The organism is Streptosporangium sp. H16 (assembly GCF_051918855.1).
Classification (GTDB): Bacteria; Actinomycetota; Actinomycetes; order Streptosporangiales; family Streptosporangiaceae; genus Streptosporangium.
Genome location: NZ_JBPXMD010000022.1, coordinates 102,161 through 126,898 on the forward strand (window position 1 = coordinate 102,161; position 24,738 = coordinate 126,898).

Genomic DNA, 24,738 nt, shown 5'->3' on the forward strand with positions numbered 1-24,738 from the left:
CTCACCGGGGCCTCTCGGGGGCCTTCCCGGGGGCCTTCTCGGAGACGCCGCCCGGCCGGTGTCATGCCGACCGCGATCCTGCTGCTGGGCGCGCTCTACTGCCTGCTGCCGGTCAGCTGGGTGCTGGTGGCCGCGACCAAGTCGAAGGCGGAGCTGTTCTCCACCTCGACCTTCGCCCCCGGCACCGGGCTGCTGTCCAACCTCTCGGACCTGCTCGCCTACCGCGACGGCGTGTTCTGGCTGTGGATGCTGAACACGCTGCTGTACGCGGGCGGCGGCGCCCTGCTGTCCACGGCCGTCTCGGCCGTCTCCGGCTACGCCCTGGCCAAGTATCGCTTCCCCGGCCGGAACCTGATCTTCAACCTGCTGATCGGCGGCATCCTGGTGCCCGCCGTCGTGCTGGCCATCCCGCAGTATCTGCTGTTCTCGCGGATCGGGCTGGCCGACACCTACTGGTCGGTCCTGCTCCCGCAGATCCTGCACCCGTACAGCATCTATCTCGCGCGCGTCTACGCCACCGCCGCCGTCCCCGACGCCCTGCTGGAGGCCGGGCGCATCGACGGCGCCGGGCACTGGCTGCTGCTGCGCCGGGTGGCCCTGCCGCTCATGCTCCCGGGCATGGTGACCATCTTCCTGTTCCAGTTCGTCGCGATCTGGAACAACTTCCTGCTGCCCTTCATCATGCTGGGCGACGACCAGAGGTTCCCGCTGACCGTCGGGCTCTACACCCTGCTTGCCGCGGGGGCGAACCAGCCCTCGCTCTACAACCTGATCCTCACCGGCACGCTGCTGTCGATCATTCCGCTGATCGCGCTGTTCCTCACGATGCAGCGCCACTGGCGGACCGACCTGGCCGGCGGAGCCGTGAAAAGCTAGCGGCCGGGCCGACCAACGGCCGGTCGAGGGGACAATGAGGAGCATGGCGAAGCGTCCGACCATCCACGATGTCGCGGCGGTGGCGGGGGTGTCCCGGGGAACGGTGTCCCGGGTGCTCAACGACGACCGGTACGTCAGCCCCGCCGCGCACGCCGCCGTCAAGCGGGCCATCGCCGAGACGGGCTACGTGCTCAACCGGGCCGCCCGCAGCCTGGTCACCCAGCGGACCGGCTCGGTGGTGATGGTCCTGTCGGAGCCGCAGGAGAAGCTGTTCGAGGATCCCACCTACAGCGTGTTGCTGCGCACCGCCACCCGGCGGCTCGCCGAGCGGGACGTGTCGCTGGTGATGATGATCGCCGGGAACGACGGCGACCGCGACCGGGTGATCCGCTACCTGCGCGGCGGCCACGCCGACGGGGCCTTCCTGGTCTCCACCCACGCCGGCGACAGGCTGGTGGACGCGCTGGTGGACATCCCGGTGGCCGCCGTCGCCCAGGGGGCCGTCATCGGGCGGGAGAACGTGATCCCCTACGCGGCGGCCGACGACCGCGAGGGCGCCCGGCAGATGACGCGCTACCTGGTGGAGCGGGGCCGCAAACGGATCGCCACCATCACCGGCCCGCTCGACACCCCCGGCGGCGCGCTGCGGCTGGAGGGCTTCGCCGACATCCTCGGCAGGAAGGCGAGCAGGAGGCTCATCGAGCACGGCGACTACACCCAGCTGGGCGGGGAGAGCGCGATGGCCCGGCTGCTGGAACGTGCCCCCGACATCGACGCCGTCTTCGTCGCCTCCGACCTGATGGCCGCGGGCGCGCTCTCCGCCCTGCGCGCCGCCGGGCGGCGGGTGCCCGAGGACGTCGCGGTGGGCGGTTTCGACGACTCGGCGGTGGCGCTCACCACCCACCCGCCGCTCACCACCGTCCGGCAGCCCCTGGAACGGGTCGCCGAGGAGACCGTCCGCCTGCTGCTCGCCCTGATCGACGGCGCCGAGCACCTGGAGCCGGTGATACTGCCCACGACCCTCATCGTGCGCGAGTCGACCTGACCGGGCGGGCCGACCAGGCGGCCCGCCCGGGCGAGCGGCGGAATCGAGCGGGATCGAGCGGGATCGGCGGCGGGGTTCAGCGACCGGGTGAGGACCCGTTCACGGTCAGGACGTGCTCGGTCTCGATGGCGGGGAAGGTGCCGGTGTCGACGATCCCGTGCTCGCGGAAGGCGGCCTCCAGCAGCGCGTAAGCCTTGGGCTCCAGCTTCCACAGGGCCCGGCACTCGCGGGCGGTGACCAGGGAGACGCCGGTCTCGTGGGCGATGTCGTCCGCGCGGGGCACGAACTTCCGCTCGATCTGCTTGTCCCAGTATTCCCGCGCGGCGCGTATCTGGGCCGCGCGCCGCGCCGTGTCGACGATCGGCGGCGGGACGTCCAGCACGTGGAACTCCTCGTCGTCATCGTCGAGCGGGGGCCGCAGCGCCGCGGGGCCCGCGGCCACCGCGGGACGCCCGGACGGCCCCGCCGGCTCTCCGGGCTCCGGGGCCCACGGCACGGGCGGGGTCAGGTCGATCAGCGCGGAGGTGTTGTAGAGGGCCCCGATCTGGGAGAGCAGGGCCTCCTGGCGCGCGGAGTCGACCGCCAGGCCGCTGTGCTCCACCGCCCGGTCCATGGCACGGTCCAGCTTGGTGAGGGCCGCGCGCATCTTCCTGTCGGACGCCCCCGAGGCGCGGAGCGCGCGGGCGCGCTTGGCCGCCAGCGCGACCCGGGTGAGCCTGCGGTGGGCGTCCACCTCGCTCGCCGTACGGTCGCTGACCTCGGCCAGCCCGACGCGGACCAGTGCGCGTTCCGGAGTGATCCGCCAGTTGATGCGGGAGCGCCCCGTGATGCGGTGGCGTTCGATCGCCATGCCGCGCTCCCACAGCCAGGCCGCCACCAGGGGGGCGGCGAGCCGGAAGACGGCCTCGGCGACGCTGCGGGCGTCCATGCTCGACAGCACGGCCGTCAGGCCGGTGAGCGCCCACACGGCGACGCCGTCGATGCCGGCGGAGAAGTTCTCCCGCATGTTGCGGCGCGCCCGGACGGCGCTGGTGATGACGGCGACCTCGATGAAGGCGAAGAGCAGCAGCCGCAGGGGGCCGTCGAAGCCGAGCACGTCACCGGAGAAACGCCACATGCCCTGGGCGGAGACGCCCGTCGCGATGCTGGCGGCGACGATGGTGAGGATGTCCTCGGCCGGGCGGGGCGCGATGTGCCGCTGGTAGAAGCGGGCCGCCACGCGCCGGGTCGCGCGCAGCACGAAATACGCCACGACCAGGAGGACGAGGGCGAACACGCCGATGATGACCGTGAGAACCGGCTGGTCCGATGCGAAGGCGGTGATTTGATCGATGGGGGGCATCAGTCACTGTCCGTCAGTCTCGATGTCCGACAGGATATCCGGCGATCATTCCAGAATGTCGGCGGCTTGTTCGTGAAACGGGCGCTCACCCGCGTGACAGATGTGAACACAGTTGCGATGAGAATCAGTAAAGATTCACGACGACCATTCGGCGGGCGGATCCCGGCCGAATGGTCTCCCACTCGGCCGGTAGACGCCCGGCCGGGTCAGAACGGCCAGCTCGCGTCGCCGCCCCTCTCCAGCAGCGGGATCAGCCGGAACGACGCGTCGGAGAAGCCGCCGAACTCGTGGCGGTCGCCCAAGCCGGTCGGCATCGCCGCCCGCCGGTAACCCTGCAGGTTGAAGCCGTACATCGGAACACGCTCCGGCACCGCGCGGGTCACCTCGGCGCCGTGGTGGCCGCCCATGGTCTGCATGTCCGACAGGATGACGACCCGGTCGTGCCCGCGGTAGGCGCGCCGGATTGCGGTGGCGATCTGCGTGCCGTGGCCGACCTCGCCGATACGCCCGCAGAACCGGTCCATCTCCTTCAGGACCGACGCGCCCCGGCCCACCCTGTGCCGGAACACGCCGTCGGCGAAGCCGTACAGGTCCACCCGCTCGCCGCGGGCGGCGAGCGTCACCCCGAACAGCGCCGCCGCCTGGACGGGCGTGACGGCCGAGCGTGCCGAGACCGTGCCGGAGGTCATCGACGCCGACGTGTCCACGAGGACGAGGGTGCGTCCGCCGAACGACGGCACGTTGCCCGTGGCGAGCGTCAGCGCCCTGTCCAGGGCGTGGCCCCAGCGCGTGCTCGGGGCGTTGCGGTACGCGGAGTAGAACCGGAACGGCAGCTGCCGCGACCCGGCGACCTCACCGGGGTCGGTGAGCTTCGCGGCGACCCGTCCCGCCACCTCGTCGCAGACACCGGCCTCGTCGAAGTTCCTCAGGTTGCGGATCAAGGACATGTAGCCCATCGACGGGATGACCGCCTCCCACGCCTCGCGGTCCATCGGACCCTGGAGCCATCCGGCGAGCGCCTCCCAGGTCATGCCCGCGGCACGCAGGCGGCCGGGGTCGGCCAGAACCTCGCGCCGCGCCTCGACCGGCAGTGCCGCCAGCCCCGCACGAGCGCGCAGCGTCGCCAGCGCGTCGTGGATCGGCTTGTCACGGCCGTGCCGGCGGTCCAGGGCGTGCGCGAACAGCTCGCCCTGCCACGCCTTGTCCGCCGCCGGAGCGGGGTGGACGAGATCGATGACGTCGGCGAAGCGGAAGCCCCTGGTGCCCGTGTCGTACTTGAGCAGGCCGCGCTCGGTGTACAGGCGCCGCACGGCGTCGGCGACGCCGCGCTTGACCGGCTTGGGGATCGCCCGCCCGTACGTGGACGTCCAGTAGGCGAGGGCCTCGCCGGGCTCGTCGGCGCGCTGCAGGACACCGTCCACCAGCTGCCGGTTGAGGCCGTGCAGACCGGCGGCGAGCCGCGCCCTGACCGACTCCAGCGCGGCGACGACCGGGGCGGTGCGCATGTTCGCCTCACCGCGCAGCCAGGGCAGGAAGCGGGCCATCCACTCGCCGTCCTCGACCGCGACCCGGTGGACGAGCCGGCGGAACCGGTCGTCGCGGTCACCGGCCTTCTCGTAGAAGGTGTTCTCGCCGACCATGTTCGACACCGCGAGGAGGAAGAGCTCGCCCTTGGCGTCGCGGGCGTATCCGGGGGCGCCCTCGTGGGTGAGACCCGAGGGGGCGCGCTCGGTCCTGACCGGGCTGGAGACGGCCGGCCGGTTGGTCGCGGTGTTGAACTTGGACATGGTCGGGCCTTTCTCTGCGAGTTCCGCCTCTCCCGCGCGCCGGTCGCGCGCGCACGGCCGTGCTCCTCCCGAGATCGAAGTGACCGCGGTCGCCCGGCCTGGCGGGCGGCGGCCCCGCTGAGTGGGGCCGCCAGGAATCGAACCTGGAAGTAACCGCGATCGGCGCACCGGGAGGCGCGTGGACGTTTTACCGGACCTCCCCGAGATCGGAGCCGACGACGGAACGAAAGCGTGCTGCCTTTTACACCACGCGCCGCACGGGTTCGGGCGGCGCGCCGGGAATCGAACCCGGACCACTCGATCCCAAACCGAAGTAACCGTCACCTTCGCACCGGGGAGGTCGATATGAATTTGTGGTCTTCCCCGAGGTCAAGGTCGGCCGCGGACCATGACGTGCTGCCGTTACACCACACCGGCCCGAGGCCGGAGCCGGGAGTCGAACCCGGACCCTCGCTTTGGAAGAGCGAAGTAACCGCCGCCTTCGCACCGGGGAAGCGCGTGTCAAGTTGTCGGAACCCCGTATTCCGGAGACGGCTCCGGCGCGTTCTTCCCGCGATGCTCTTCTCGCGTTGGACGGCCGGTTTCGTTTCCGAACCCCGAGGCGTTTACAACGGTAGCGACCACCGCCGTGCGTCACATCTCATTATTCGCCGGAAAACAGGGGTGCCAGGGGGCGGCTACGGGGCGAAAATGTCAGTGCCGAGAGAGACGATGGAAGGTGAACACGGGCCGAACCACCGACGGGGACGCGATCGAAGTTCCGCAGGACCTCCGCGCCTCCCGGGAAAGGATCACGTGATGACGACCCCGATGAACGTGTCCGACCTGGCACAGGTTCTCTTCGTCTCCACTCTGCAGGCTTCGGACCACCCCTCCCCTGATCAGGTACGGATGATCATCGAAGGCCGGATCCGTGCCCGCCACGCCGATCTCTCCGATTGCGCCGCCCTCGTCGCCCAGGAGGCCGGGGACCACCCGGAGGCGTACGCGAGCCGGATGCGCTGGGCGCTGTGCGAGGCCGGCCGGGTCCGCCCATCCCTCTCCCTCTCGACCTGACCACGACTTCTCTTTGATGACTTGACGCCCTGACCACGACTCCTTCGCCACCTCACCACGCCATGCCCGGACGGGTCGCTCGCCAGACGGCCGAGCGGCGTCGTAGCGTCGAGGAATGGACGCCAGAGACGAAGCGGGCACCCCGCGCATCCCCGAAGGCCGGCTGCCAGGTACCCCGGAGGAGCCGTGGGCCTGTCGCGTTCGCGGATCGCTCGGGGCCGACCACGCCCGCGTCCCCGAGCTGCTGGAGGCCACCCGCGCGTACGCGGTGCGCCTGCTCGGCGGGCTCGGCGACCGGCCGGTGGCGCGGACGCCGGCCAGACCCGCGCCCGCGTCCCTGCCGGAGGCGGGGATCGGCCTGGAAGGGGCGCTGGAGGAGTTCGCGCGGCGGTGGGAGCCGGGCTTCGCGGCCGGCGCAGGCCCCCGCTACCTGGGCTTCGTCACGGGCGGCGTGACGCCCGCGGCGCTGGCGGGCGACTGGCTGACCGGCACCCTCGACCAGAACCCCACGTCGGGACTGGACTCACTCGCCCCTGACCTCGAACGGGAGACGGCCGCCTGGCTGCGCGACCTCTTCGGCCTGCCGCCCGAGCACGAGGGGACGTTCGTCAGCGGCGCGACCATGTCCACCTTCGCGGGCCTGGCGATCGCCAGGGAGTGGCTGGGCGAGCGGCGCGGCGTGTCGGTGGCCGAGGAGGGCGCGGCGGCGCTCGGGCCGGTGACGGTGCTGTCGGGAAGCCCGCACTCCAGCGTCGTCAAGTCGCTGTCCATGCTCGGGCTGGGACGGTCGTCGATCCGGCGGGTCGGCCTGCTGCCGGGGCGGGAGGCGGTGGACGTGGCCGGGCTCGCCGAGGAGCTCGACCGGCTGGACGGCGCACCGGCGATCGTGGTCGCCAACTCCGGCACGGTGAACACCGTCGACTTCGACGACCTGCGCGCCATCGCGGCCCTGCGCGAGCACCACCCGTTCTGGCTGCACGTGGACGCCGCGTTCGGGGCCTTCGCCGCGCTCTCCCCCGAGCACGCCCACCTCGTCGCGGGCCTCGGCGAGGCCGACTCGGTCTGCGTGGACCTGCACAAGTGGCTGAACGTGCCCTACGACAGCGCGATCCAGTTCACCCGCCGACGCGACCTGCAGACCCGCGTCTTCCAGAACTCCGCCGCCTACCTCGGCCCGGTGGGCGACGACCCCGACTTCGTGCACCTCACACCGGAGAACTCGCGCCGCCTGCGCGCGCTGCCGGCCTGGTTCACCCTGGCCGCGTACGGGCGCGAGGGGCACGCGGAGATCGTCCGGCGCGACGCCGCCCTCGCCGCCGGGCTCGGCGAGCGGATCGCCGCGATGCCCGGCTACCGGCTGCTCGCCCCCGTACGGCTCAACGTGGTCTGCTTCACCCTCGCCTCCTCCCCCACCCAGGCCCGGGTCGGCGAGGTGGCCGACGCGATCACCGCGTCCGGCGAGGCCTTCCTCACGCCGACGGTCTACGAGGGCGTGCCCGCGCTGCGCGCCGCGTTCAGCAACTGGCGCACCACCGAGGCCGACGTGGAACGGGTCGCGAAGGTCCTTCAGGAGGTCGCATCCGGACCGTGAACCCGATCTCCCTGGCAGTGGCGATCGGACGGCTACGGATCACGCGGTGCCCGACTCCCGTCGTGCTTCCGTTTCCCACAGGTAGGGAATCACGACAGGAGGCGGCCCGGCTCCGGGCCTTCACTCATCCGAGCAGGCCGAAAACGGTGTGAAGAGCCTCGTCGATCTCTTCGATCTCGGCGGGATCAAGACGACCGGCGAAGTCACCCAGACGGTGCGGGGCGACGGCCACGGTCTGCTCGACCATGATCCGGCTCTGCTTGCCGAGCAGCTCGACCTCGGGCCGGAAGGGGGCGGGAGGCGCACCGGCCGAGGTCGGTGCGATGAGGACGGTGGAGAGGTGGGAGAGGACATCCGACTGGAGGATCACGGCGAAGCGCTCGCCTCGTTGCTCATGGGCCATCGCGTCACGGGGGGGCGCGCAGCCGGTACACGTCACCACGTACGCAGGTGCTCCGTGTCCTTCATGATCGCTTCGGCTTCGGCCCTGTCGGCGGGATCCTTTGCCAGCCTCTCGGCCGCGATCCGGGCCTCTTCCATCCGGTGGAGTCGTTGGGCGACGACGAGTGCTTCGCGAACCGCTTCGGTCGCGGAGCGGCCGTCGGCGGTCAGCTCGTGCAGAGCCTTCTCCGCTCTGGCGTCGAGGTCGACAGTCAACATGGCCATATCTTCACTGTACGACGGGGCATCTCGCAGGCCTTCGACCGAATTTCGTGAGCACTCGGATACTTAACGTGATGATGTTCTGGCAAATCGGACGTTGCTGGTTTCCGTACCCACCACGTCCGATCCAGCCAGTGGGTCGGCCGGATCGGACAGGTTCGGGCAGCAAGGCGGCCCCGGCCCGTGCGGGACCGCCCTTTCACGGGATCGCCCTCGGACAGGATCGCGGGGAACGAGATCGCTAGGGGATCGTGTCCGCGCCGCCGACACCGGCGCCCGCGGGTGGCGGGGTGGAGGAGGCGGATCCGGCCGAGTAGGAGTACGACGGCCGCGAGACGGCGCCGTCGGCGCGCAGCCAGTCGCTCATGGTGCTGCCGCTGCTCTGCGCCCGCCGGATCGTGGCGATGTCGTAGAAGTTGCTGCTCGCCCAGGTGAGGCTCGCGTTGCCGAAGTCCTCGGTGATCGTCTTGGCGCCCTTCACGTGGTTGCTCTCGGCGTAGATCTTTCCGTTCACGCCCAGGCCGATGAAGTAGTCGTCGACGTCCACGTAGTTGGCGAACAGGTGGGCGTACCCGAACCGCACCCTCGGGTGGCGGGTGTTGGACCCGTCGAACCAGTTGTGGTGGTAGGTGGCGTTCAGGTAGCCGGTGTCCTGGGAGCCGTTGCTGTCGCTGTGGCCGAGCAGCATCGACTTGTCCGTGCCGACATAGCGGTTGTACGAGACCGTCACCAGGTCCGACCCGCGTTTGATGTCCACCGAGCCGTCGGCGGACGGGTGGAAGGTGTTGTGGTCGATCCACACGTGGTGGGAGTAGCACTGCACGTTGACGGAGTCGTCCGGGGAGTTCCTGAGCGAGAGGTTCCGGATGATCACGTTCTGCACGTGGGTGAACCTGTCCCGCTCGGCGGGGTCGCAGAGGTCGCCGCCCCACGCGACCTCCTCCGGGCCCCAGCCGTTGACGTCGAGCCCGAACCCGCTGATTGTCGCGTTCGTCCCGACGCCGATGATGGTCTTGTTCGACCCGACGTCCAGCATGTCCGCGCCGTTACCGGTGATCGTGCCCGACACCCGGACGATCCGGGGGGCGTCGTCGGCGACGGCCGCCGCCAGCTGCGCGTAGGTGCCGACGGTCACCGTCTGGCCGCCCGTGCCGCCGTTCGTGCCACTGCGGCCGTGCTTGTCGAGGGTCGCGAAACCCACCAGGCCGGCGGCGTTACCCGGGTTGCCGGGGGTGGGGGTGACCGTGGGCGTCGGTCCGGGAGTGGGGGTGACGGTCGGTGTCGGTGTCGGGGTCGGTGTCGGGGTCGGCTGCGGGCCGCCCGCGGGGGCGAACCGCCACTGCTTGGTGGCGACGGAGTCGCAGGAGTTCTGCTGGACGAGGGCGCCGGAGGCGGTGGAGTTGTCCTTGGTGTTGAGACACTTGCCGCCGTTGGCGTTGACCACCCGGTAGTTCGGCCCGGAGGCGGTCAGGTTCCACGCCTGGGAGGAGGCGCCGGTGCAGCTCTCCTGCTGGACGGCCTTGCCCGCGGAGGTGCTCGCCCCCTGGACACCGGCGCACTTGCCGCTGTGCGCGGCCTTGAGCTGGAACCCGCTGCCGGCGGCGGTCAGGTTCCAGGTCTGGCCGGTGGCACCGCAGCCGGACTGCGTGAGCTGCACGCCGTCGGAGCCACTGGCGCCGGGGACGGTCAGGCACAGGCCGCTGCCCGCGTTGACGAGGGTGTAGGCGCCGGGTGCCGGATCGGCCGCGGCGGCGGAGGTGCCGAACGCCCATCCGGACGCGGCGACCGCGCCGACGATGACGACGGCCGCGACCCTCCTGACGAATCTGCTCTTCACAGCCGAACTCCTTGCTGGTCCGGCAGGCCCGCGCGGCCTGCGTTCCGGATCCCCCCAGCGAGTGCGCACCGCTCACATGAGTGAACACGTCCGTGTTGGCGGACAAGCAACACCATAGGAAAGCGCTTTCCAACTGTCAACGAACACTTTGACGAACGGCGAAACTTTCATATGACGGTCGCCCGCGGGCGGCGGCTTGGCAGGTCTGGCCATCACGATCCTCGCGGTGTGCTTCTACCGTGCTGTCATGGACACTCCGGACCTCCTCATCAGGAACGCCACCCTGCGCGGCCGTCCCGGCAGGTGGTCGCTGGCCGCCACGGGCGGGCTCATCAGCCTCGTCGCCGAGGACGATCCCGATCTCGGCCCGGCGACCGGCGTGACTCTCGACGCCGACGGCGCCCTGGTCACCGAGCCGTTCGTGGACGCCCACCTGCACCTGTGCAAGGTTCACACCCTCGACAGGGCCGGGCCCGCCGCGCTCTCGGAGTACACCGGAGGCGCGATGGGCGCCGCTATGGGCGCCATCGAGACGGCCGCCGCCGTCAAGACCGGCCAGACCGTGGAATCCGTCCTCGAACGCGCCCGTCCGGTGCTCCTGGAATCCGTACGGCACGGCGTCCGGGCGGTGCAGGCCTTCGCCGACATCGACCCGCGGGCGGGACTCACCGGGCTGGAGGCGCTGCTGGCGCTGCGCGAGGAGTTCCGCGGCGTGGTCGACGTGCGGGTGGTGGCGTTCCCGCAGGACGGCCTGCTCCGCGAACCCGGAACCGAGGAACTCGTCACCGAGGCCGTACGGCGCGGCGCGGACGTGGTGGGCGGCATCCCCTGGATCGAGTGGACCGACACCGACGCCGCCGAGCACGTGAGGCGCATGGTCGACCTCGCCCGGCGGCACGGCCTGCGCGTCGCCATGCTGGTCGACGACGCCGGAGACCCGGGGCTGCGCACGGCCGAGATGCTGGCGCGGGAACTGCTGGAGAGGAACATGATCGGACGCGGCAGCGCCCAGCACGCCAGGGCGATGGCGCTCTACCCCGAGCCGTACCTGCGCCGCCTGGCCGGGCTGTGCCGCGCCGCCGGACTCGGTTTCGTCAGCGATCCGCACACCGGACCGCTCCACCTGCCGGTCTTCCGGCTGGCCGACGCCGGTGTCCCGGTCGCGCTCGGCCAGGACGACATCGAGGACGCCTACTACCCGTTCGGGCGGCACAACCTCCTGGAGGTGGCCTTCCTCGCGGCACACCTGCTCGACGCCCGCACCGACGCCGCCCTGGAGCGGCTGTACGACATGGTGACCGTCGACGCCGCGCGGGTCACCGGCCTGCCCGCCCACCGCCTGGAGCCCGGCGCCCCCGCCGACCTGTTGATCCTGGAGGGGCGGACCGTCCGTGAGGCCCTGACCCGGCACGCGCCGCCCCGGCACGTCGTCGTCGCGGGCCGGGTCGTGGCCTCGTCCGTCCTGCGCACCTCCTTCGGGCCGGATGTTCCGCGCTGACGGGCGCGGGCGCGGGCGCGAGGACGAACGCCGGGCGCCGTACGGCCGAGGCGGAGAGAACGGCACGGCACCGTACGGCCGAGGCGGGGAGGTCGGCACGGCGGCAAACGGGTGAGGCCGGGAAAGCCGACACGGCGGCAAACGGGCAAGGCCAGGGAAACCAGCACGATGACGAACCCGCGAAGCCGGAAAAACCAGCGGGGCGACGGACGCGCGAAGCCGGGAAACCGGCACCCGGGCACCGTGGCGGCTCAGGATCGGTGGGAATCTTCCCGCGAAAACAGGCGTTCGGGCGGGGACGATCTACTAAACTCCGGCGGTTCCGCCGCGGATGGCATCCTTTCGGGGCACGAGCCTTCGGCGGGAGCCGGTAGCCGAGCGTTACCGATCGGCCTCTTTCCGTGCCTTTCCGCTACCTCCGGGTAATCCGACCGCCCCAAGGCTTGGGGATCCGCTAGCAGACTCCCGCGACTCCCCCACTTACCGTGAGAGTAGGTTACGCATCGTGTCGGCGTCCTCCTTGACGCGGCACGGCGCTCCGCCAGCCCGGGCATCGCCCAGGGCTCGACCGATTCGACACCGATTCGACGTGGAGTGATCTGCCATGACCATGATCAGGAACGCCCTCGCAGCCGGAGCCATGATGGCCTCCGCTCTCATCGTCCCCATGGCGATGCCCGCCTCGTCCGCCACCGCGAGCACCGTGGCCGTGACCACCCCGGCCAGCGCCACCTCCGTCCTGAAGCCCTGCCGCGATCACAAGAACCCCGACAGGTGCCGCGCCCGGCGCGAGTACCGGCGTGAGCACGGGCGGGACTACCGGCGCGAGCACGGACGTGAGGACCGGCACCAGTACAGAGGCGAACGTCGGCGCGAGGGCATGAGCGAGTACAGGGGCGAACGTCGGCGCGAAGGCATGAGCGAGCGTCGGCGCGAGCGCGTCGGCACCGGCAGGGGCGCCGGTATCGGCGGCGGCATCAGCGACAGCGGCTCCGGCCGCGGGATCAACAACTGACAGGCGGCCGGCGGTCGGCTGACGCGGTCACCGGCGGCCAGGAGGCCCGAAGGCCGCTACCGTGACGGCGAGCCGCACGCTCGCCTCCCCGTGAGGCCGGCCCGGCCCGCAGGTGTCTCCTCGCGAGGTAGGCCGGGCCAGGCTCAGAGGAGACCGTCCCGCGACGGGCGGCCCGACCCACCGAGCATTCGGGGGCGGGCCGCCCGTCACCCCGTGCCCGGCGGGCTCGCCCGCGTGCGGCCGTCGCGAAACGAAACCGATCACCGCGGAATGCCCGCTTGTGCGTGCAGGCCGTGGAATCCCCGCGTCTCCTGTGCGTGTACGGTCAGCGCTCGTACGTGTGCACGGGCGCGGCGGCTTCGTGAGCGTCGACGAGCTGTTTGGGAGCCGTCAGGCACCACGCCTCGGTGACCAGCTCGAACAGCTCATCCGCGTCGATCTTCGCGAGGTGCACCACGACCCAGCCGAACCGGCCCGCGGTGAACTGGATCTCGAACACCTCCGGCCGCTCCGCCACCAGCGCGAGCTGCTCGTCGATCGTCGACTTGAGCCCCACCGTCTCCGTCTTCTCCCACAGGTAGCCGAAGCCCTTGCCCCGCACCTTCAGCGAGACCCACTCGCCGCCGTCGCCCTGCTCGGTCTCGGGCAGTTGCTTCACCATCTCCAGGAATTCATCCACGCTCACACCCATGGCCCACGGTCTACCAGAGCGCACCGACATTTATCCCCTGTTACCCCCGGCGTCCGTCTAGCCCGTGACGCCCGGCTCGCCGTTCTCGATGTGTCCCATCAGGCGGCGGGCGAAGCCGGTGTCCCCGGCGACGGTGATCCACAGGTCGTACCATCCGGTCGCGGCCCGCCACGGCACCCGCGCGGTCTCCCCGGCCGCGAGCCGCAGCGTCCGCGCCGCCCCGCCGTAGGCCAGGGGCGAGATCGTCACGTCGGCCGTTTCGTCACCGGTGTTGACGACGACGATCTCGATCGTCCGCGTGGCCGCGTCGATCACGCTGGACGTCTCCACCGGGTCGTCCGTACCGCCCCGGAACTCCCTGCGGAAGCCGTTCGGCCCGGTGAGGACGAGGGCGTAAGTGGGACACGGGAAGTAGACCACCTCGCGGGCGTGGCCGAGCACGTCGAAGTGCAGCGGGCGGACGAGCTCTCCCATGTAGCCGTACAGCGCCAGGTGCGCGCTCTCCGTACCGGTGTTGCTCATCGCGATCTCGACGGCGCGGCCGTTGGTCCGCGCCGAGGCGTCGGGCCGGTACGGCAGCGCGCGGGCGGGCCTGACGCCCGGTTCCCCGTCGGGCATCCGCTGCTCGGCGGGGGCGTCGGGGTACCAGCGGCCGGTCGGGACTCCCTGGGCGGCTGCCGGTACCGCCGGCGTTTTCGGCACTTCCAGCGCTCCCGATGTTTCTGGCGCTTCCGGCGTAAGCCACGCCTCCGGGTGGGCGAAGTCGAAGGCGGAGGTGAGATCCCCGGCGACGGTCCGCCGCCAGTCACTGATGTCGGGAGCCCTGATGCCGAGCCAGGTCTCCAGGAACCGGACCGTCGAGCTGTGGTCGAACGTCTGGGAACAGACGTGGCCCCCCACACTCCACGGCGACACGACGATCATCGGAACGCGCATGCCCAGCCCGATGGGCCGCCCGGCGACGAACTCCCCCGGAGTCCCTTCCGGCGGGACGGGCGGGGGGACGTGGTCGAAGAAGCCGTCGTTCTCGTCGTAGGTGACGAAGACCGCGGTATTCGCCCACACCTCGGGACTCGACGCCAGCGCGTCGAGAATCCGGTAGACGACCTTCCCGCTCTCCACGGCCGAGGACCCCTCGGGGTGTTCGGAGTCGGCGAGCGAGGTCACGACGTACGAGACCGCGGGCAGGCGTCCGGCCGCCACGTCGGCGGCGAACCAGTCCCCCAGCCCGCCCGTCCGGGTGCGGCGCAGCGCCCGGTCGTAGAGCACCCGGTGGGCCGGGTCGAGGCGTGCCACCCTCTCCTCCAGCTCGGCGAGCATCGGCGCGGGGTCCTCGGACGCGCGCACCTTCTCGTAGAAGGAGTGCATGCTGCTCTGCCCGAGTTTCGCCATGACCGCCTTGAACGCGGCGAAGAACTCCAGGTTGTTGCACTGGTAGTTGTCCCACTCCTGGTAGACCTGCCAGGAGTGCCCGGCCCGGGTCAGCAGCTCGGGCACCGTGGTCCAGGAGTAGCCGGGGTGCCCGTCCTCCTCGCAGGCACCGTTGTCGACGGCCCGCTGTTCGGTGCCGGGCTCGTAGCCCGTGTGGCCGGAGACGTGGTAGTTGCGGTTCGGCGTCGTGGAGCTCAGCACCGAGCAGTGGTAGGCGTCGCAGATCGTGAACGCGTCCGCCAGCTCGTAGTGGAACGGGAGGTCCTCACGGTCGTAGTACGCCATCGTGGACGGGCCCTTGTTGGGCACCCAGGCGTCGTTCCAGCCCATCGCCCAGGCGTTCTGGGTGCCGAGCCAGCTGTGGTCGTGGGTGTCGAGCAGCATCGGGTCGGCTCCCGCGCGCCCGGCGGCCTCCCTGAGAGAGAAGGGCAGGATTCCGTCCTGCTCGAAGACCGGGCGGAGGGCACGGGTGGACACCGCGTTGCGGTCCCCGTAGCCGCGCACCCCGCGCATCCGGCCGAAGTAGTGGTCGAACGACCGGTTCTCCTGCATGACGAAGACGACGTGCTTGAGGTCGGAGAGGGTTCCTGGAGGGGCGGGCCGCGCCAGCAGGCGCACGAGAGAGGGGGGAAGTGCGGACGGTGCCGACATTGACGCATCCCTTTAACGGCATTTCGGGCAAGCCTCAACCTAACAACCCGGCTCCGTCCTTCCCACACCCGGGATCCAACCTCGCAGCCCCGTCCACGGGTCAGCCGATGCCGTCCGGCAAAAATCTTTCCAAGAGTCCATCGACGCAGTATTTTCCCGGAGGGAAACCACAGCGCCGGACCGATCGACGAGGAGGCCAGATCTGCCAGTCGATCACAACATCCTTCAAGGGTGGTACGGCGAGTCGTACGTGAGCCTGCTCGCGTCGTGTGTGGGATTGACGGTCGCCAAACCTCAGCCCGACGTCGACGGAATCGATCTGTTCCTCAACTATCCGCAGGCACGCGGCACGCGGTATCGCCCTCAGATCGACATCCAGGTCAAAACGGTTCGCACACCGCAGTACACGAATTCCAAGGAACTGACGTACACCCTTGAGGCCAAGCACTTCAACGAGCTCACCGGCGGTGGTTTCGACACACCGCGCTACCTGATCGTGGTGCACGTACCGAGCCGTCCCTGCGAGTACGTTCATGCCGAACAGGAGGACACCGAGATCAGGGTCCGCCACCGCGGCTACTGGGTCTCGCTGGAGGACCAGGCGGTCATTCCCCGGCCATAACTCCAAGCCCGTGAGGTTGCCGTTGGCGAATGGGGTGACGCCGGCGGTCCTGCTGAAACGGACGCCACCGGTGGTTGTCCGGCGCCTGCCGCGCCGTCACCCCCACCCCGTGGCCGACGGCGAACTCCGGGTGGAAACGGTAGGCCATGGCCAGCCGCCGCTGCTCGGCGCGGTCGATGTCGTCACCGCCGCCGAACGTGTCGGGCCGGGCCCGGAAGATCGGCCCGCCGTCCACGGCGCTGACGCTCATCCGCGCCTGGAACAGCCACGCCCTGGCCGCCAGCGGCTGCGGCCTGGGGGTGGTGTTGACCAGGAAGACCGAGACCAGCCACCCTCCGTCGTGACGACGTGCCCGGCCACGGACCACCACGTGCTCGTCACAGGGCATCCGCTCCGGACCGAGCCGCCCCTCCCGCAGTGCCAGCCGCACGACTCCGGAATCGGGAACCCGCGACCAAACCCTCCCACCGGTCGCGCCCGCTCCGCCCCCTCCCCCCTCGGGACCGTCGACGCGCTCGTAGCGTGCCCAGCGGCCGCTCACCTTCAGCTCGGCCGTCTCACCATCCACGAAGACCGTGCAGCCCAGGGCGGAGGGCATCAGGCTCGCGGCGGTCAGGACGGACGGCTCGGCCTCGTCCTCCCCCACGTCGGCCCCGTCGGTGTCGGCGCCGTCGTCCATCAGGTCCGGCTCGATCGTCTCGCCCTCGGGGGCGAGCCTGCCCAGGATGTAACGATCGGTCGGGCGCTCCCTGAACTCCTCCTCCTCGTCCCCGAAGGGACCGTGGAGGTCGTGGACGACCAGCTTCTCCAGCTCGTCCCGGATCCGGGCCTCCTCGGGACGTTCGAGCACCGTCTCACCGCTCATGGCGATCACTGTAGGGGCAGAGCCCGACATTCCGCCGGTGGTCGTACGAGAACAGGTGGGCCACTCACGACTCGCGTTCACTCCTGCGGACGGCACCATCAGCGATTAAACCTCAGTCAAGCAGACCTTCGCGGGTTACAGCATGGCCTTCAACCTGTCACGGGCCTTAAGTGGAGACTCTGGAAACAGAGGATCAACACGTCGTGACAATGCGCAGCCGCCGGACCGTTGAAATATTTCATCCCAATCAGGTTTGAAAACCTTTAGGCGGCTCGAGGTGGTCGGCACCTTATTGCGAACTGTGACAATGCACAAGCCTTAACTTGATCGTTTAGCCATGTGTAAATTTCAATATCAACACCCCGACTTTGAGTGGAGCAAAGACAGCTCACAAATTAGCGGGGATCCACGTTAGCGCCACGGCGCATCGATCGATGCATTCGGAAGGATGCTTTTGCGTTTGACCAGGTCACTAATCGGCACGGTAATCGCTCTCACCGCCATGCTAACCCTTGGGAGTAGTCCCAGCGCTGCCAACGCCCTCACCGAAAAAGCATCCGCATCGGATCCCGGAGTTAAGGTAGACGCCGGCAACTCACAAGAGATCACTGGCTCGCGGCAGGGAGGCCGGGACCTGCAAAGCTTTGCAGAACGTGTGCGCGGCCAGGTTCCAGAACTCCGAGCGATGAACGCAGAGACACTGGGCAGTAAGTATCAGGTGCTTGAAGTGGACGTCGAAAAGATGCTCCCCACGCCGGGATGCAAGCGGGGCAAGGAAACTCTGATTCTCCCCGAAGACGTCACCGAAATTCGATACATTCCCGGAAGCATCGATTCAAAAGAAACCGCTAAGCCCTGCTCTTACACGGTTATATGGGACGATCCCGCCCCTAACCAGAAGACTCAGGATGACCCTTCCGCCCAACCGTCAGGTTTTTCTGCACAAGCAGAGCCTCCTTACGCGGAGAACTACGCAAGCTATTGTGCCGCACGCCATCCTGGCACGGGAGCGAACACCAGCTGGGTCGACGCTTGCTATCGATACTGGGTGGAAAAATACGACGGGAACGCCAGCTGGAATTACTATTCCGCCCACGTATGGAGCACCTGCGGGGTGTCCGTGGACAGCTATCTTACCTCTTGCGGACGCGGCGTCATGCTGGCAAGTGATTCACCCACCGGCTACTGGTTGGACTGGGCACCGTCTGGCGGCTCCCCTCCCGGTTGTCGCACTATCGACAACGGGATCACGCTGTGGAACGTAGGGGTTTCCTCCTCGTACACCAGTTGTGAGGAGCAGCTCGTCTACAAGTACACAGAACCTGGCAAGATGAGCACTTACTGGAAGGGCGAGGTTCCAGACAATCAAACTCGTGGAACCAGGCACCAGACGGCCGTGCGAGTTGGGCAGAACGATGGTCGCCCCACGTGGAGCAACTGGTTCAACTCAGAAGGATACTATTGTGGCGGTCTAGGACTCCCTTTCTGCCTCTGACCAGTGACATCCAGAAACAGCAGGGATACTAGATAGGCACTTCGGCGGGACAAGCTTAAGCTTGTCCCGCCGAAGTGCCTATCATCGATTTACGACGGCAAGGATACAACATGAAGTCTCCGGGAATTATATTGATTTTCCTACTGGTTGTATGCATTTCGTCCACAGGATGCGCTGCGGACAATCAGACACAACCGCCTCAGCACTCAGTGACAGAAGAGAGTGCACGAGGTGCATTAGCAGAAGCGGTCGAAGATGTTGCAAAAAATGGAATTGGGGAATTCTGCGAAAAATTCGCAGTAGGGATCAATTCCTGCTCATCGATGGTCAGTCAAGCGGAAAAAGATTGCATTCTTCCCGACGCGGATCCCTCGATCACACGCTCTGCGGCGGTTCCAGCCAAGAACGGCAGAGTCGGGGGCTGGGTTTTGGAGGTCGAAGGTCGTACTCGTGACGGCCAGCGCTACGTTTCCGAGTTCTTTGTGATCTCCGACAAAGGAAAAACACGAGCGCAAGTAGCAGTCTACTGGACAGGGCTCGGCCTCGATAACTCCCCACTGGGGCCGAACAACACCGTTATCCCTCGTGCCGCATGCGATCCGACACGAAGTCAATAAATTGAACACCCGGTGGCCGGTCACCTTCAGCTCGGCCGTGTCACCGCCCACGAAGCCACCGGGAGCTTCACCCTAAAGAGGGCATCAGGCGTTGAACCGGCCACCTCGCAGCGGGGCGACCGACTCCACGAGACCGGCGTTCTCCAATGCGTGGAGCACATCCTCGATCGTCCATGAGATCACGCAGTCGTGACAGCTTGTCCGACGGGATGTCGGAACGGTCGGCCGCAAGGTTTCCGAGTGTCTCGTCCAGGATCTCGTTCGTCCATCTCGCCTGCACCATGCCTGTCTGGGCGATGCGGATGAGCAGGTCTCGAAGCGTGTTGCCATAGAGGACGTTGGCGTCGTAGACCGCGACGAAGGCCGCGGTCAAAGCCCCAATTCTTGGCCGAGCGCGGCGAGATCGTCGGCAGCGGTCCGTCGCTTCAGATCATCGCGCCGCTTGTAGTCCATGAGATCTTCGGCGGTGATGCGACGGTGCTTTCCCACCATCCTGTAGGGGATCGCCCCGGACTCCAGCAATCCGATTCTGCTGCCGCCCGCCCCGCCGACACCGCTTCCTTTGTGCCTTCCTCAACGTGCAGGCAATGGCTCGGCGGACACCGATCAGCCGGTGACTTCGGTGCCGCCGTGCAGGGTGGCGAGGTCGGCGGCGGCGCGGCCGGAGAGCCAGCCGTCACGGTTGTAGGACGGGGCCACCGGGCGTGAGGTCAGCTGGGGGAACATCTCGTCGACCGCCTCGTCGACCGCATGGTCGCGGGCGGCCAGCACGGGGAGCAGGTCCGTGCCCGAGCTCGCGGCGGCCTCGCGCACCGCCTCCCCGGTGGCCTCGGCCAGGCGCTCGCCGATCCGCTGGGCATAGGAGGTGAGGAACGACTGCCGGAAGGAACGGGTGGTGGAGCGGCCATGGCCGTCGCGGCGGGAACCGGCGTGCACCATGGCGGTGGTGGCCTGCACCAGCAGCGAGGTGAACAGCAGCTCCACCGCGTCCAGATCGGCAGGGAAGCCGAGCACGGTGGAGAAGCCGAAATCACTGCTCCATACGGCGCGGCAGCGGTTGGCCGCGGCCACCGTGTCGATCAGGATCGCCTTGGGCCCCTCGTAGGGGGCCTCGACGCCGATCCGGCGGCCCGCGGGCTTGTCGGCGGCGCTTTGACCGTGTGCTGCGGCGGCCAGCAGTGCCGCATCGATGCTGTGCTTGGCCATCAGCCGCTGCGCCGCCGCGGTGAAGGTCTCGGCCTCGGCGGGGAACTCCGTCGACTCGGCCTTGGCCAGCAGTGCCCTGACCCGGGTCAGCATGCGCTCATCGACCGCTGGGCCGCGTCGCAGGGTGGCGTGCCGGGCGGTGCCCGGCGGCGCGATCAGCCGCTCCAGCCGGGGGAGGGTGGCCAACAGGCAGATCAGCTGGAGCAGGAGGGTGACCAGGGCGGCCCGGTCCAGGCGTTCGCGCTCGCCGCGTGCCCGTGAGTAGTCGTCGCCTTCCCACCAGACCTTCGCCTCCAGCGCCGACAGCTGGCCGTGCCATTGGGGGTCGACGGTGACCGCGGCATACTTCTGTGCCTCGTCGGCGATCGCGTCGGTCAACAGCCGCACGTGCCGGGCGCCGAACTCCTTGCGGGCCATCCGCGCGACGTCGGCGGGCTGCCAGCCCCGCTGCCAGAGGTCGGCCAGCTCGTGCCGGAGCGTGGCGGTCAGCGTGCGGTCGGCGACGCGCCGCCATCCGCTGACTCCGGGCCGCTCGACCAGCGCCGCCGCGCTCCGTTCGAACCCGTCGGTGTCGCCGTCCAACCGGGCGTGCACCGCTTGCGACACCAACTGCTCGGCTAGCACGGCGGGGCTGAGCATCCAGGACTGGTCGAACGGCGAGAACCCGGCCTTGCCGGGGAAGCCGAACGGCGAGAAGTCATGCGGCCCGGCCCCGTGGGGAGCCCCTGTGTCCCTGGGCTGCCGCCGCTTGCGCTCCTTCTCCTTGGCTTTGCGCCGTTCCCGGTTGGTCTTGCCCATCGTCGGCTGCTCCTTGTTTCCGCTCGCTGGAAATCCGCGTCGTTCCGGGTTGCCCGCGACGCCGGCGAACCGATCACGGTCGCGTGGATCGCCGATCGCGCTCGGGCCAACCCGAGCCATGATGGCACCGACACCGCTACTCAGACTGCCATCCGCCGTGTTCGGCTGAGGTCGTGTTCGAGGGCTTCGTCGGTGTCACCGTGGTCGACGCGGTGGCGATTCGGCACGGAACCGACTCGTTCCACTGCCACCCGCCCCGCCCGCTCTCACCGGTGCGGCGGGAACGCGGCCGGTCCTGCCGATATGGATGATCGAGGCGGAAGCGTGTGGTCAGCGGTCCGGTTGCTGGAGGCGCCGGATCTGGAGGCGCAGCTCTCGTTCGTGGTGCTCGCGTCGTTGCTCGCGGCGTAGTTCCGATTCGTCGGCGCTCTCGCGGTCCCAGCGCGCCCGGGTCCGCCGGATCTCGTACAGGGCGACGCGGGACAGCCAGATGATGCCGATCACGATGGCCATGAGGATGGTCACGTGACCGGCGAGGAACAGCACGAAACCGGCGACGAAATATATCCAGTACGCGGTTTTGACGGCGACTTCTATCGTGTCGATGTGCTTTTCGAACAGCGTCATGCGTTACTCCGATGGTGGTGGGTGGAGTAGCCGCTCCGGCATGAGAGGGAATGACCGAAATACCAGTTCCGTCCGCTCACGGGTCATAGCTCCACCGACGGAAGCGCGATGCCGACCGGGTACGGGACTTGCCGACTTAGACGATCAATACCTAACCTGGTATGCGACTTTCTCCTTCATCACGGGGTCATGAAAAGGGCGGGGGTGGCGTGGCCGAGCGGATGGTGCCCAGTCCCCGGCACGAACGGCTGAGGCAATTGCTCGTCGAAGCCGAATACAGGGCAAATGAGGTGCGGCAGGCATACCAGCGCGCTTCCTCGGCGATGCGGTCGGGACAGGTGTGGACGGGGCCGACGGCCACCACCTGGACCACCGAGCTGGAAGACCGGCACCAACGGCTGGGGCGGCTCGCCCAGAGCGTGGTGGACGCGGTCGAGGAGGAGCTGCGCCGCTCCCCTCCGCTGGTGACCGAGGCCGAGGCGAACGCCATGCGCCGGGAGATGGCCGGACGCACGTGACCGTCATGACCATGAGGGGGAACGTTCCATGGCACCGACCGCCGAGTTCTGCGGCATCGACCCTGAACAGATGGGTCAGCTCGCCACCTCCCTGCGCGGTGCCGCCGACCGGCTGACCGCTTTCAGTAAGGAGTTCGAGGGAAAACTCCGCCAGCACGGGGTCGAGACCCCCGCGCTCCGGGAGATCACCGACATCGCCGACTGGGGCGGGAGGCAGGTCTCCATGCTCCACGGCCGGATCGACCTGATCAAAGCCCTGGGCGACGGCGCCCCCGAGCTGGGCGGGGCGGGGGGCGCGGCCTCGATGGCGGCGGGCGGGCAGGGGCTCGTCCGGCTCCCCGACGAGCTGAAGGACTTCGACCTCGCCCAGGGCCTGGCCAGGATGTACGGCGAGGACATCCTGGTGAACTTCCACAGCGACCTGCAGGCCAAGCTCATCCACGAGCACATCGACGACGTCGCCAAAATCGCCGAAAACCCCCAGGCCGCCGCCGCCTTCTTCGCCCTGCTCTCCCCCAAGGTCCGCGACGCGCTGCCCAATCTCATCGCGGTCACCGGCAGCAAGACCGCCAAGAAGGACCTGGCCGTCTTCAGCAAGGCCCTCGGCGCGGCTCTGAACGCCCCCACCCTCGTCCCGGCCTTCGCCAAGGTCAGGGACGACCTGGTGAAACCGGCCGGCAGCAAGGTCGCCGCCTGGAACCGGCTCGCGCTGCTCAGTGGCGCCAACGCCCCCTCCTCCGTCCGCAGCGCGGCGGCCCGCGCACTGGTTCTGGACGAGTTCGCGAAGAAGCCCAAGCAGGACTGGCGGGCCGGCGGACCCACCGAGACGAAGGAGTACGGCCTGCCCGAAGACCTGGTCGCCATGGGGCTGGAGGTGCTCGCCGGAGACGGCGCGGCCGTACGAGACGCCTTCTCCAAGATGGGCGGGGCCGACGTCAAGCTCAGCCGGGTCGACAAGATGAAACTGTTCCTCGACCGCGCCAAGAGCGCGGGCACCGGGGACGAGGTGGCCGACGCCTTCGGCCGGGCGATGGAGGCGGGCACCGAGGCGAAGACCGAAAAGGCCGGCCAGCACAGCCCGGAGGCCGCCGCCTTCGCCCTGGACGCGATAAAGGTCGCGGGCTCCTTCGGCAGCGACCTGCCCAAGGTCGGCTGGGACTCCATGAGCGTGATCGCGAAGTCCTACATCCACGAACTGGCCTCGGGGGCCCGATTCGACAAGGCCGTCTACCGCGACTCCGGCATGGGAGTCCCGGAAAGCTGGATTCATCTTCCTCCCGTGACCCCGGCGTTCTACCTCAGTCCGGGCGACACCTTTCGCTTCCTGAAGACCTTCGTCGGAGATAAACAACTCACCGACGACTTCGACGCGACGGCTGCCCAGTTCCGTCATGACACGTTGACGGCAGCGGCTCGCCTGGACGCTCAAGGCACGACCCGATACTTCGAGGACTCGGCGAAAATGTTCGGCGACCTGGCCGGTATCGAGTTCAAGGCGACGTTGGACGTCCGTGGAGAGCAGGACGCCATCGACGAAGTGGCTCTTAACATCGTCAAGAACACCGCCTCCTTCGTGATCGACGGGGTTTCACCCACAAGTAGGGGTCTCATAGCGGGGTGGGAATTACTCAAGGCACACGGCGTCAGCATGGGCCTTGACGAGGCGGCCGACAGAATCGAGACGCGAGTAGAGGAAGCTACCGGGGCTCGGGAGGACTTTGTTCTGCGTCTGAAATATGATACGGCTCGCCTCCTTCATGATGCTGGCTATCCAGCCAGCGACCCACCCGCCGAAATCATCAACAAAAGCACCGGAAATCTCAAGACATATGACGAGCTCATGGCCGAGGCGAAGCGAGAAGCAGGAGATGACAAAAAATGGAATCAGGTGTTACAGGAGAAACTGACACCCTACGAACGCTGGATGGATAGCAACAGTAAGCTAGACAAAAAAATTGAGGAAGCCTCAAGCAACCAGAGCAGCGAGCGCCCCAAGGGAGAGATAGGCGTCTGGGAATGAGCCGACTTCACTGCCGTGGTAGGCAGGCAGTCACGGCATACAACCGCCACGTAGGAGCCTCAGGAGCCACATAAACGACTACCTTGATGTTGGGGTCCATTTTCGTGGCATAGATGAACCGTCCATCGTCGGTATCCACTTTACCGAAGTCGAAGTCGAGCTTGTATTTGAGAACCCGAGCGAGGGCGTTCTCCATTAGCGTTTGAGCTCGATCCAGATGAGCGTTCAACGGCTCATCGACGCGTTCATAATCGGCCGTGGCTCGCATTATTCGATTGAATTTGTCTTTGCCGCAGGGAATGTCCTTATCGGGACGCTGCAAGATGCGTAGCTTATTGAGTGGGTTCTTGAAGACGTCGTCGGTCTCCAAGCGCTGCGTGTCCTTCTGTAGCTCCGCTGCCGCCTTGTCCAGGGTGGGTTCGGAGGCACATCCCGATGACGTCATCGCCAGCGCCAAACCTATGGCCAACAGCCGGATGAAGCGCAT

The 24,738-nt window shown here is 68.4% G+C and carries 23 protein-coding genes and 1 tRNA gene; 11 read left to right on the forward strand and 13 right to left on the reverse strand.

Annotation, left to right across the window (positions count from 1 at the left end; all coding sequences use genetic code 11):
- Positions 1-63: 63 nt before the first annotated feature.
- Entirely contained in the window at positions 64-876 is an 813-nt protein-coding gene (locus ACTOQ2_RS30795) for a carbohydrate ABC transporter permease (protein WP_440064505.1), read from the forward strand.
- 43 nt (positions 877-919) lie between these two features.
- Positions 920-1,921 carry a LacI family DNA-binding transcriptional regulator gene (locus tag ACTOQ2_RS30800; RefSeq protein WP_362851128.1) on the forward strand — a complete coding sequence of 334 codons (1,002 nt, stop codon included), beginning with the start codon at positions 920-922 and terminating at the stop codon, positions 1,919-1,921.
- 76 nt (positions 1,922-1,997) lie between these two features.
- Here ACTOQ2_RS30800 and ACTOQ2_RS30805 read toward each other — a convergent pair whose 3' ends face one another.
- The 3 genes from ACTOQ2_RS30805 to ACTOQ2_RS30815 all read right to left on the reverse strand — a co-directional run bounded on the left by ACTOQ2_RS30805 (position 1,998) and on the right by ACTOQ2_RS30815 (position 5,384).
- Complete coding sequence (locus tag ACTOQ2_RS30805) at positions 1,998-3,263, reverse strand: hypothetical protein (RefSeq protein WP_440104337.1); 1,266 nt, start codon at positions 3,261-3,263, stop codon at positions 1,998-2,000.
- A 206-nt stretch (positions 3,264-3,469) separates the two neighbouring features.
- The gene (locus ACTOQ2_RS30810) at positions 3,470-5,050 is read right to left on the reverse strand and encodes a TROVE domain-containing protein (protein ID WP_440104339.1); all 1,581 of its coding nucleotides are present in this window, start codon (positions 5,048-5,050) and stop codon (positions 3,470-3,472) included.
- A 267-nt stretch (positions 5,051-5,317) separates the two neighbouring features.
- A tRNA-OTHER gene (locus ACTOQ2_RS30815) sits at positions 5,318-5,384 on the reverse strand.
- A gap of 464 nt (positions 5,385-5,848) precedes the next feature.
- Here ACTOQ2_RS30815 and ACTOQ2_RS30820 point away from each other — a divergent pair.
- Positions 5,849-6,106 (forward strand): hypothetical protein, encoded by a 258-nt coding sequence (locus ACTOQ2_RS30820; protein WP_440104342.1) that lies wholly within the window; start codon positions 5,849-5,851, stop codon positions 6,104-6,106.
- 115 nt (positions 6,107-6,221) lie between these two features.
- Entirely contained in the window at positions 6,222-7,697 is a 1,476-nt protein-coding gene (locus tag ACTOQ2_RS30825; RefSeq protein WP_440104343.1) for a pyridoxal phosphate-dependent decarboxylase family protein, read from the forward strand.
- Between the two features lie 124 nt (positions 7,698-7,821).
- On the opposite strand, the gene ACTOQ2_RS30830 is transcribed toward ACTOQ2_RS30825, so the two are convergent.
- The 3 genes from ACTOQ2_RS30830 to ACTOQ2_RS30840 all read right to left on the reverse strand — a co-directional run bounded on the left by ACTOQ2_RS30830 (position 7,822) and on the right by ACTOQ2_RS30840 (position 10,197).
- Positions 7,822-8,100 carry a type II toxin-antitoxin system PemK/MazF family toxin gene (locus ACTOQ2_RS30830; protein ID WP_440104346.1) on the reverse strand — a complete coding sequence of 93 codons (279 nt, stop codon included), beginning with the start codon at positions 8,098-8,100 and terminating at the stop codon, positions 7,822-7,824.
- A 32-nt stretch (positions 8,101-8,132) separates the two neighbouring features.
- Positions 8,133-8,363, reverse strand: a complete 231-nt coding sequence (locus tag ACTOQ2_RS30835) for a hypothetical protein (protein WP_440104348.1) — start codon at positions 8,361-8,363, stop codon at positions 8,133-8,135.
- A 238-nt stretch (positions 8,364-8,601) separates the two neighbouring features.
- The gene (locus ACTOQ2_RS30840; RefSeq protein WP_440104350.1) at positions 8,602-10,197 is read right to left on the reverse strand and encodes an RICIN domain-containing protein; all 1,596 of its coding nucleotides are present in this window, start codon (positions 10,195-10,197) and stop codon (positions 8,602-8,604) included.
- A 247-nt stretch (positions 10,198-10,444) separates the two neighbouring features.
- On the opposite strand from ACTOQ2_RS30840, the gene ACTOQ2_RS30845 reads away from it, so the two are divergent.
- Positions 10,445-11,695 carry an amidohydrolase family protein gene (locus ACTOQ2_RS30845; RefSeq protein ID WP_440104351.1) on the forward strand — a complete coding sequence of 417 codons (1,251 nt, stop codon included), beginning with the start codon at positions 10,445-10,447 and terminating at the stop codon, positions 11,693-11,695.
- A gap of 604 nt (positions 11,696-12,299) precedes the next feature.
- Positions 12,300-12,710: a hypothetical protein gene (locus ACTOQ2_RS30850; protein ID WP_440104353.1), complete on the forward strand. Its 411-nt coding sequence runs from the start codon at positions 12,300-12,302 to the stop codon at positions 12,708-12,710.
- A gap of 325 nt (positions 12,711-13,035) precedes the next feature.
- Here ACTOQ2_RS30850 and ACTOQ2_RS30855 read toward each other — a convergent pair whose 3' ends face one another.
- The gene (locus tag ACTOQ2_RS30855) at positions 13,036-13,401 is read right to left on the reverse strand and encodes an MmcQ/YjbR family DNA-binding protein (RefSeq protein WP_440104354.1); all 366 of its coding nucleotides are present in this window, start codon (positions 13,399-13,401) and stop codon (positions 13,036-13,038) included.
- Positions 13,402-13,458: 57 nt separating this feature from the next.
- On the reverse strand, positions 13,459-15,483 hold the full coding sequence (locus ACTOQ2_RS30860; protein ID WP_440104356.1) for a phosphocholine-specific phospholipase C: 2,025 nt from the start codon (positions 15,481-15,483) through the stop codon (positions 13,459-13,461).
- 250 nt (positions 15,484-15,733) lie between these two features.
- Between ACTOQ2_RS30860 and ACTOQ2_RS30865 the strand changes: the two genes are divergently transcribed.
- Complete coding sequence (locus ACTOQ2_RS30865) at positions 15,734-16,105, forward strand: DUF4365 domain-containing protein (protein ID WP_440104357.1); 372 nt, start codon at positions 15,734-15,736, stop codon at positions 16,103-16,105.
- On the opposite strand, the gene ACTOQ2_RS30870 is transcribed toward ACTOQ2_RS30865, so the two are convergent.
- Positions 16,089-16,970, reverse strand: coding sequence for a hypothetical protein (locus tag ACTOQ2_RS30870; protein WP_440104359.1), 882 nt, complete (start codon positions 16,968-16,970; stop codon positions 16,089-16,091). The genes ACTOQ2_RS30865 and ACTOQ2_RS30870 overlap by 17 nt on opposite strands.
- Before the next feature lie 448 nt (positions 16,971-17,418).
- Between ACTOQ2_RS30870 and ACTOQ2_RS30875 the strand changes: the two genes are divergently transcribed.
- Together ACTOQ2_RS30875 and ACTOQ2_RS30880 are read left to right on the forward strand one after the other, a co-directional pair.
- Positions 17,419-18,465 (forward strand): hypothetical protein, encoded by a 1,047-nt coding sequence (locus tag ACTOQ2_RS30875; RefSeq protein WP_440104361.1) that lies wholly within the window; start codon positions 17,419-17,421, stop codon positions 18,463-18,465.
- A 110-nt stretch (positions 18,466-18,575) separates the two neighbouring features.
- A complete protein-coding gene (locus tag ACTOQ2_RS30880) occupies positions 18,576-19,082 on the forward strand; it encodes a hypothetical protein (protein ID WP_440104363.1) in 507 nt (168 codons plus the stop codon).
- A gap of 369 nt (positions 19,083-19,451) precedes the next feature.
- Here ACTOQ2_RS30880 and ACTOQ2_RS30885 read toward each other — a convergent pair whose 3' ends face one another.
- From ACTOQ2_RS30885 to ACTOQ2_RS30895, 3 genes are all read right to left on the reverse strand, one after another.
- Positions 19,452-19,574, reverse strand: a complete 123-nt coding sequence (locus ACTOQ2_RS30885) for a hypothetical protein (protein WP_440104365.1) — start codon at positions 19,572-19,574, stop codon at positions 19,452-19,454.
- Between the two features lie 114 nt (positions 19,575-19,688).
- Entirely contained in the window at positions 19,689-21,086 is a 1,398-nt protein-coding gene (locus ACTOQ2_RS30890; RefSeq protein WP_440104366.1) for a DUF2786 domain-containing protein, read from the reverse strand.
- A gap of 330 nt (positions 21,087-21,416) precedes the next feature.
- Complete coding sequence (locus ACTOQ2_RS30895) at positions 21,417-21,713, reverse strand: hypothetical protein (RefSeq protein WP_440104367.1); 297 nt, start codon at positions 21,711-21,713, stop codon at positions 21,417-21,419.
- A gap of 290 nt (positions 21,714-22,003) precedes the next feature.
- Here ACTOQ2_RS30895 and ACTOQ2_RS30900 point away from each other — a divergent pair, with 290 nt between their 5' ends.
- Together ACTOQ2_RS30900 and ACTOQ2_RS30905 are read left to right on the forward strand one after the other, a co-directional pair.
- Complete coding sequence (locus ACTOQ2_RS30900) at positions 22,004-22,231, forward strand: hypothetical protein (protein WP_362850451.1); 228 nt, start codon at positions 22,004-22,006, stop codon at positions 22,229-22,231.
- A gap of 28 nt (positions 22,232-22,259) precedes the next feature.
- Positions 22,260-24,251, forward strand: coding sequence for a hypothetical protein (locus ACTOQ2_RS30905; RefSeq protein ID WP_440104369.1), 1,992 nt, complete (start codon positions 22,260-22,262; stop codon positions 24,249-24,251).
- Between the two features lie 7 nt (positions 24,252-24,258).
- Here the strand turns inward: ACTOQ2_RS30905 and ACTOQ2_RS30910 are convergent, their stop codons facing one another.
- Positions 24,259-24,738, reverse strand: coding sequence for a hypothetical protein (locus ACTOQ2_RS30910; RefSeq protein ID WP_440104370.1), 480 nt, complete (start codon positions 24,736-24,738; stop codon positions 24,259-24,261).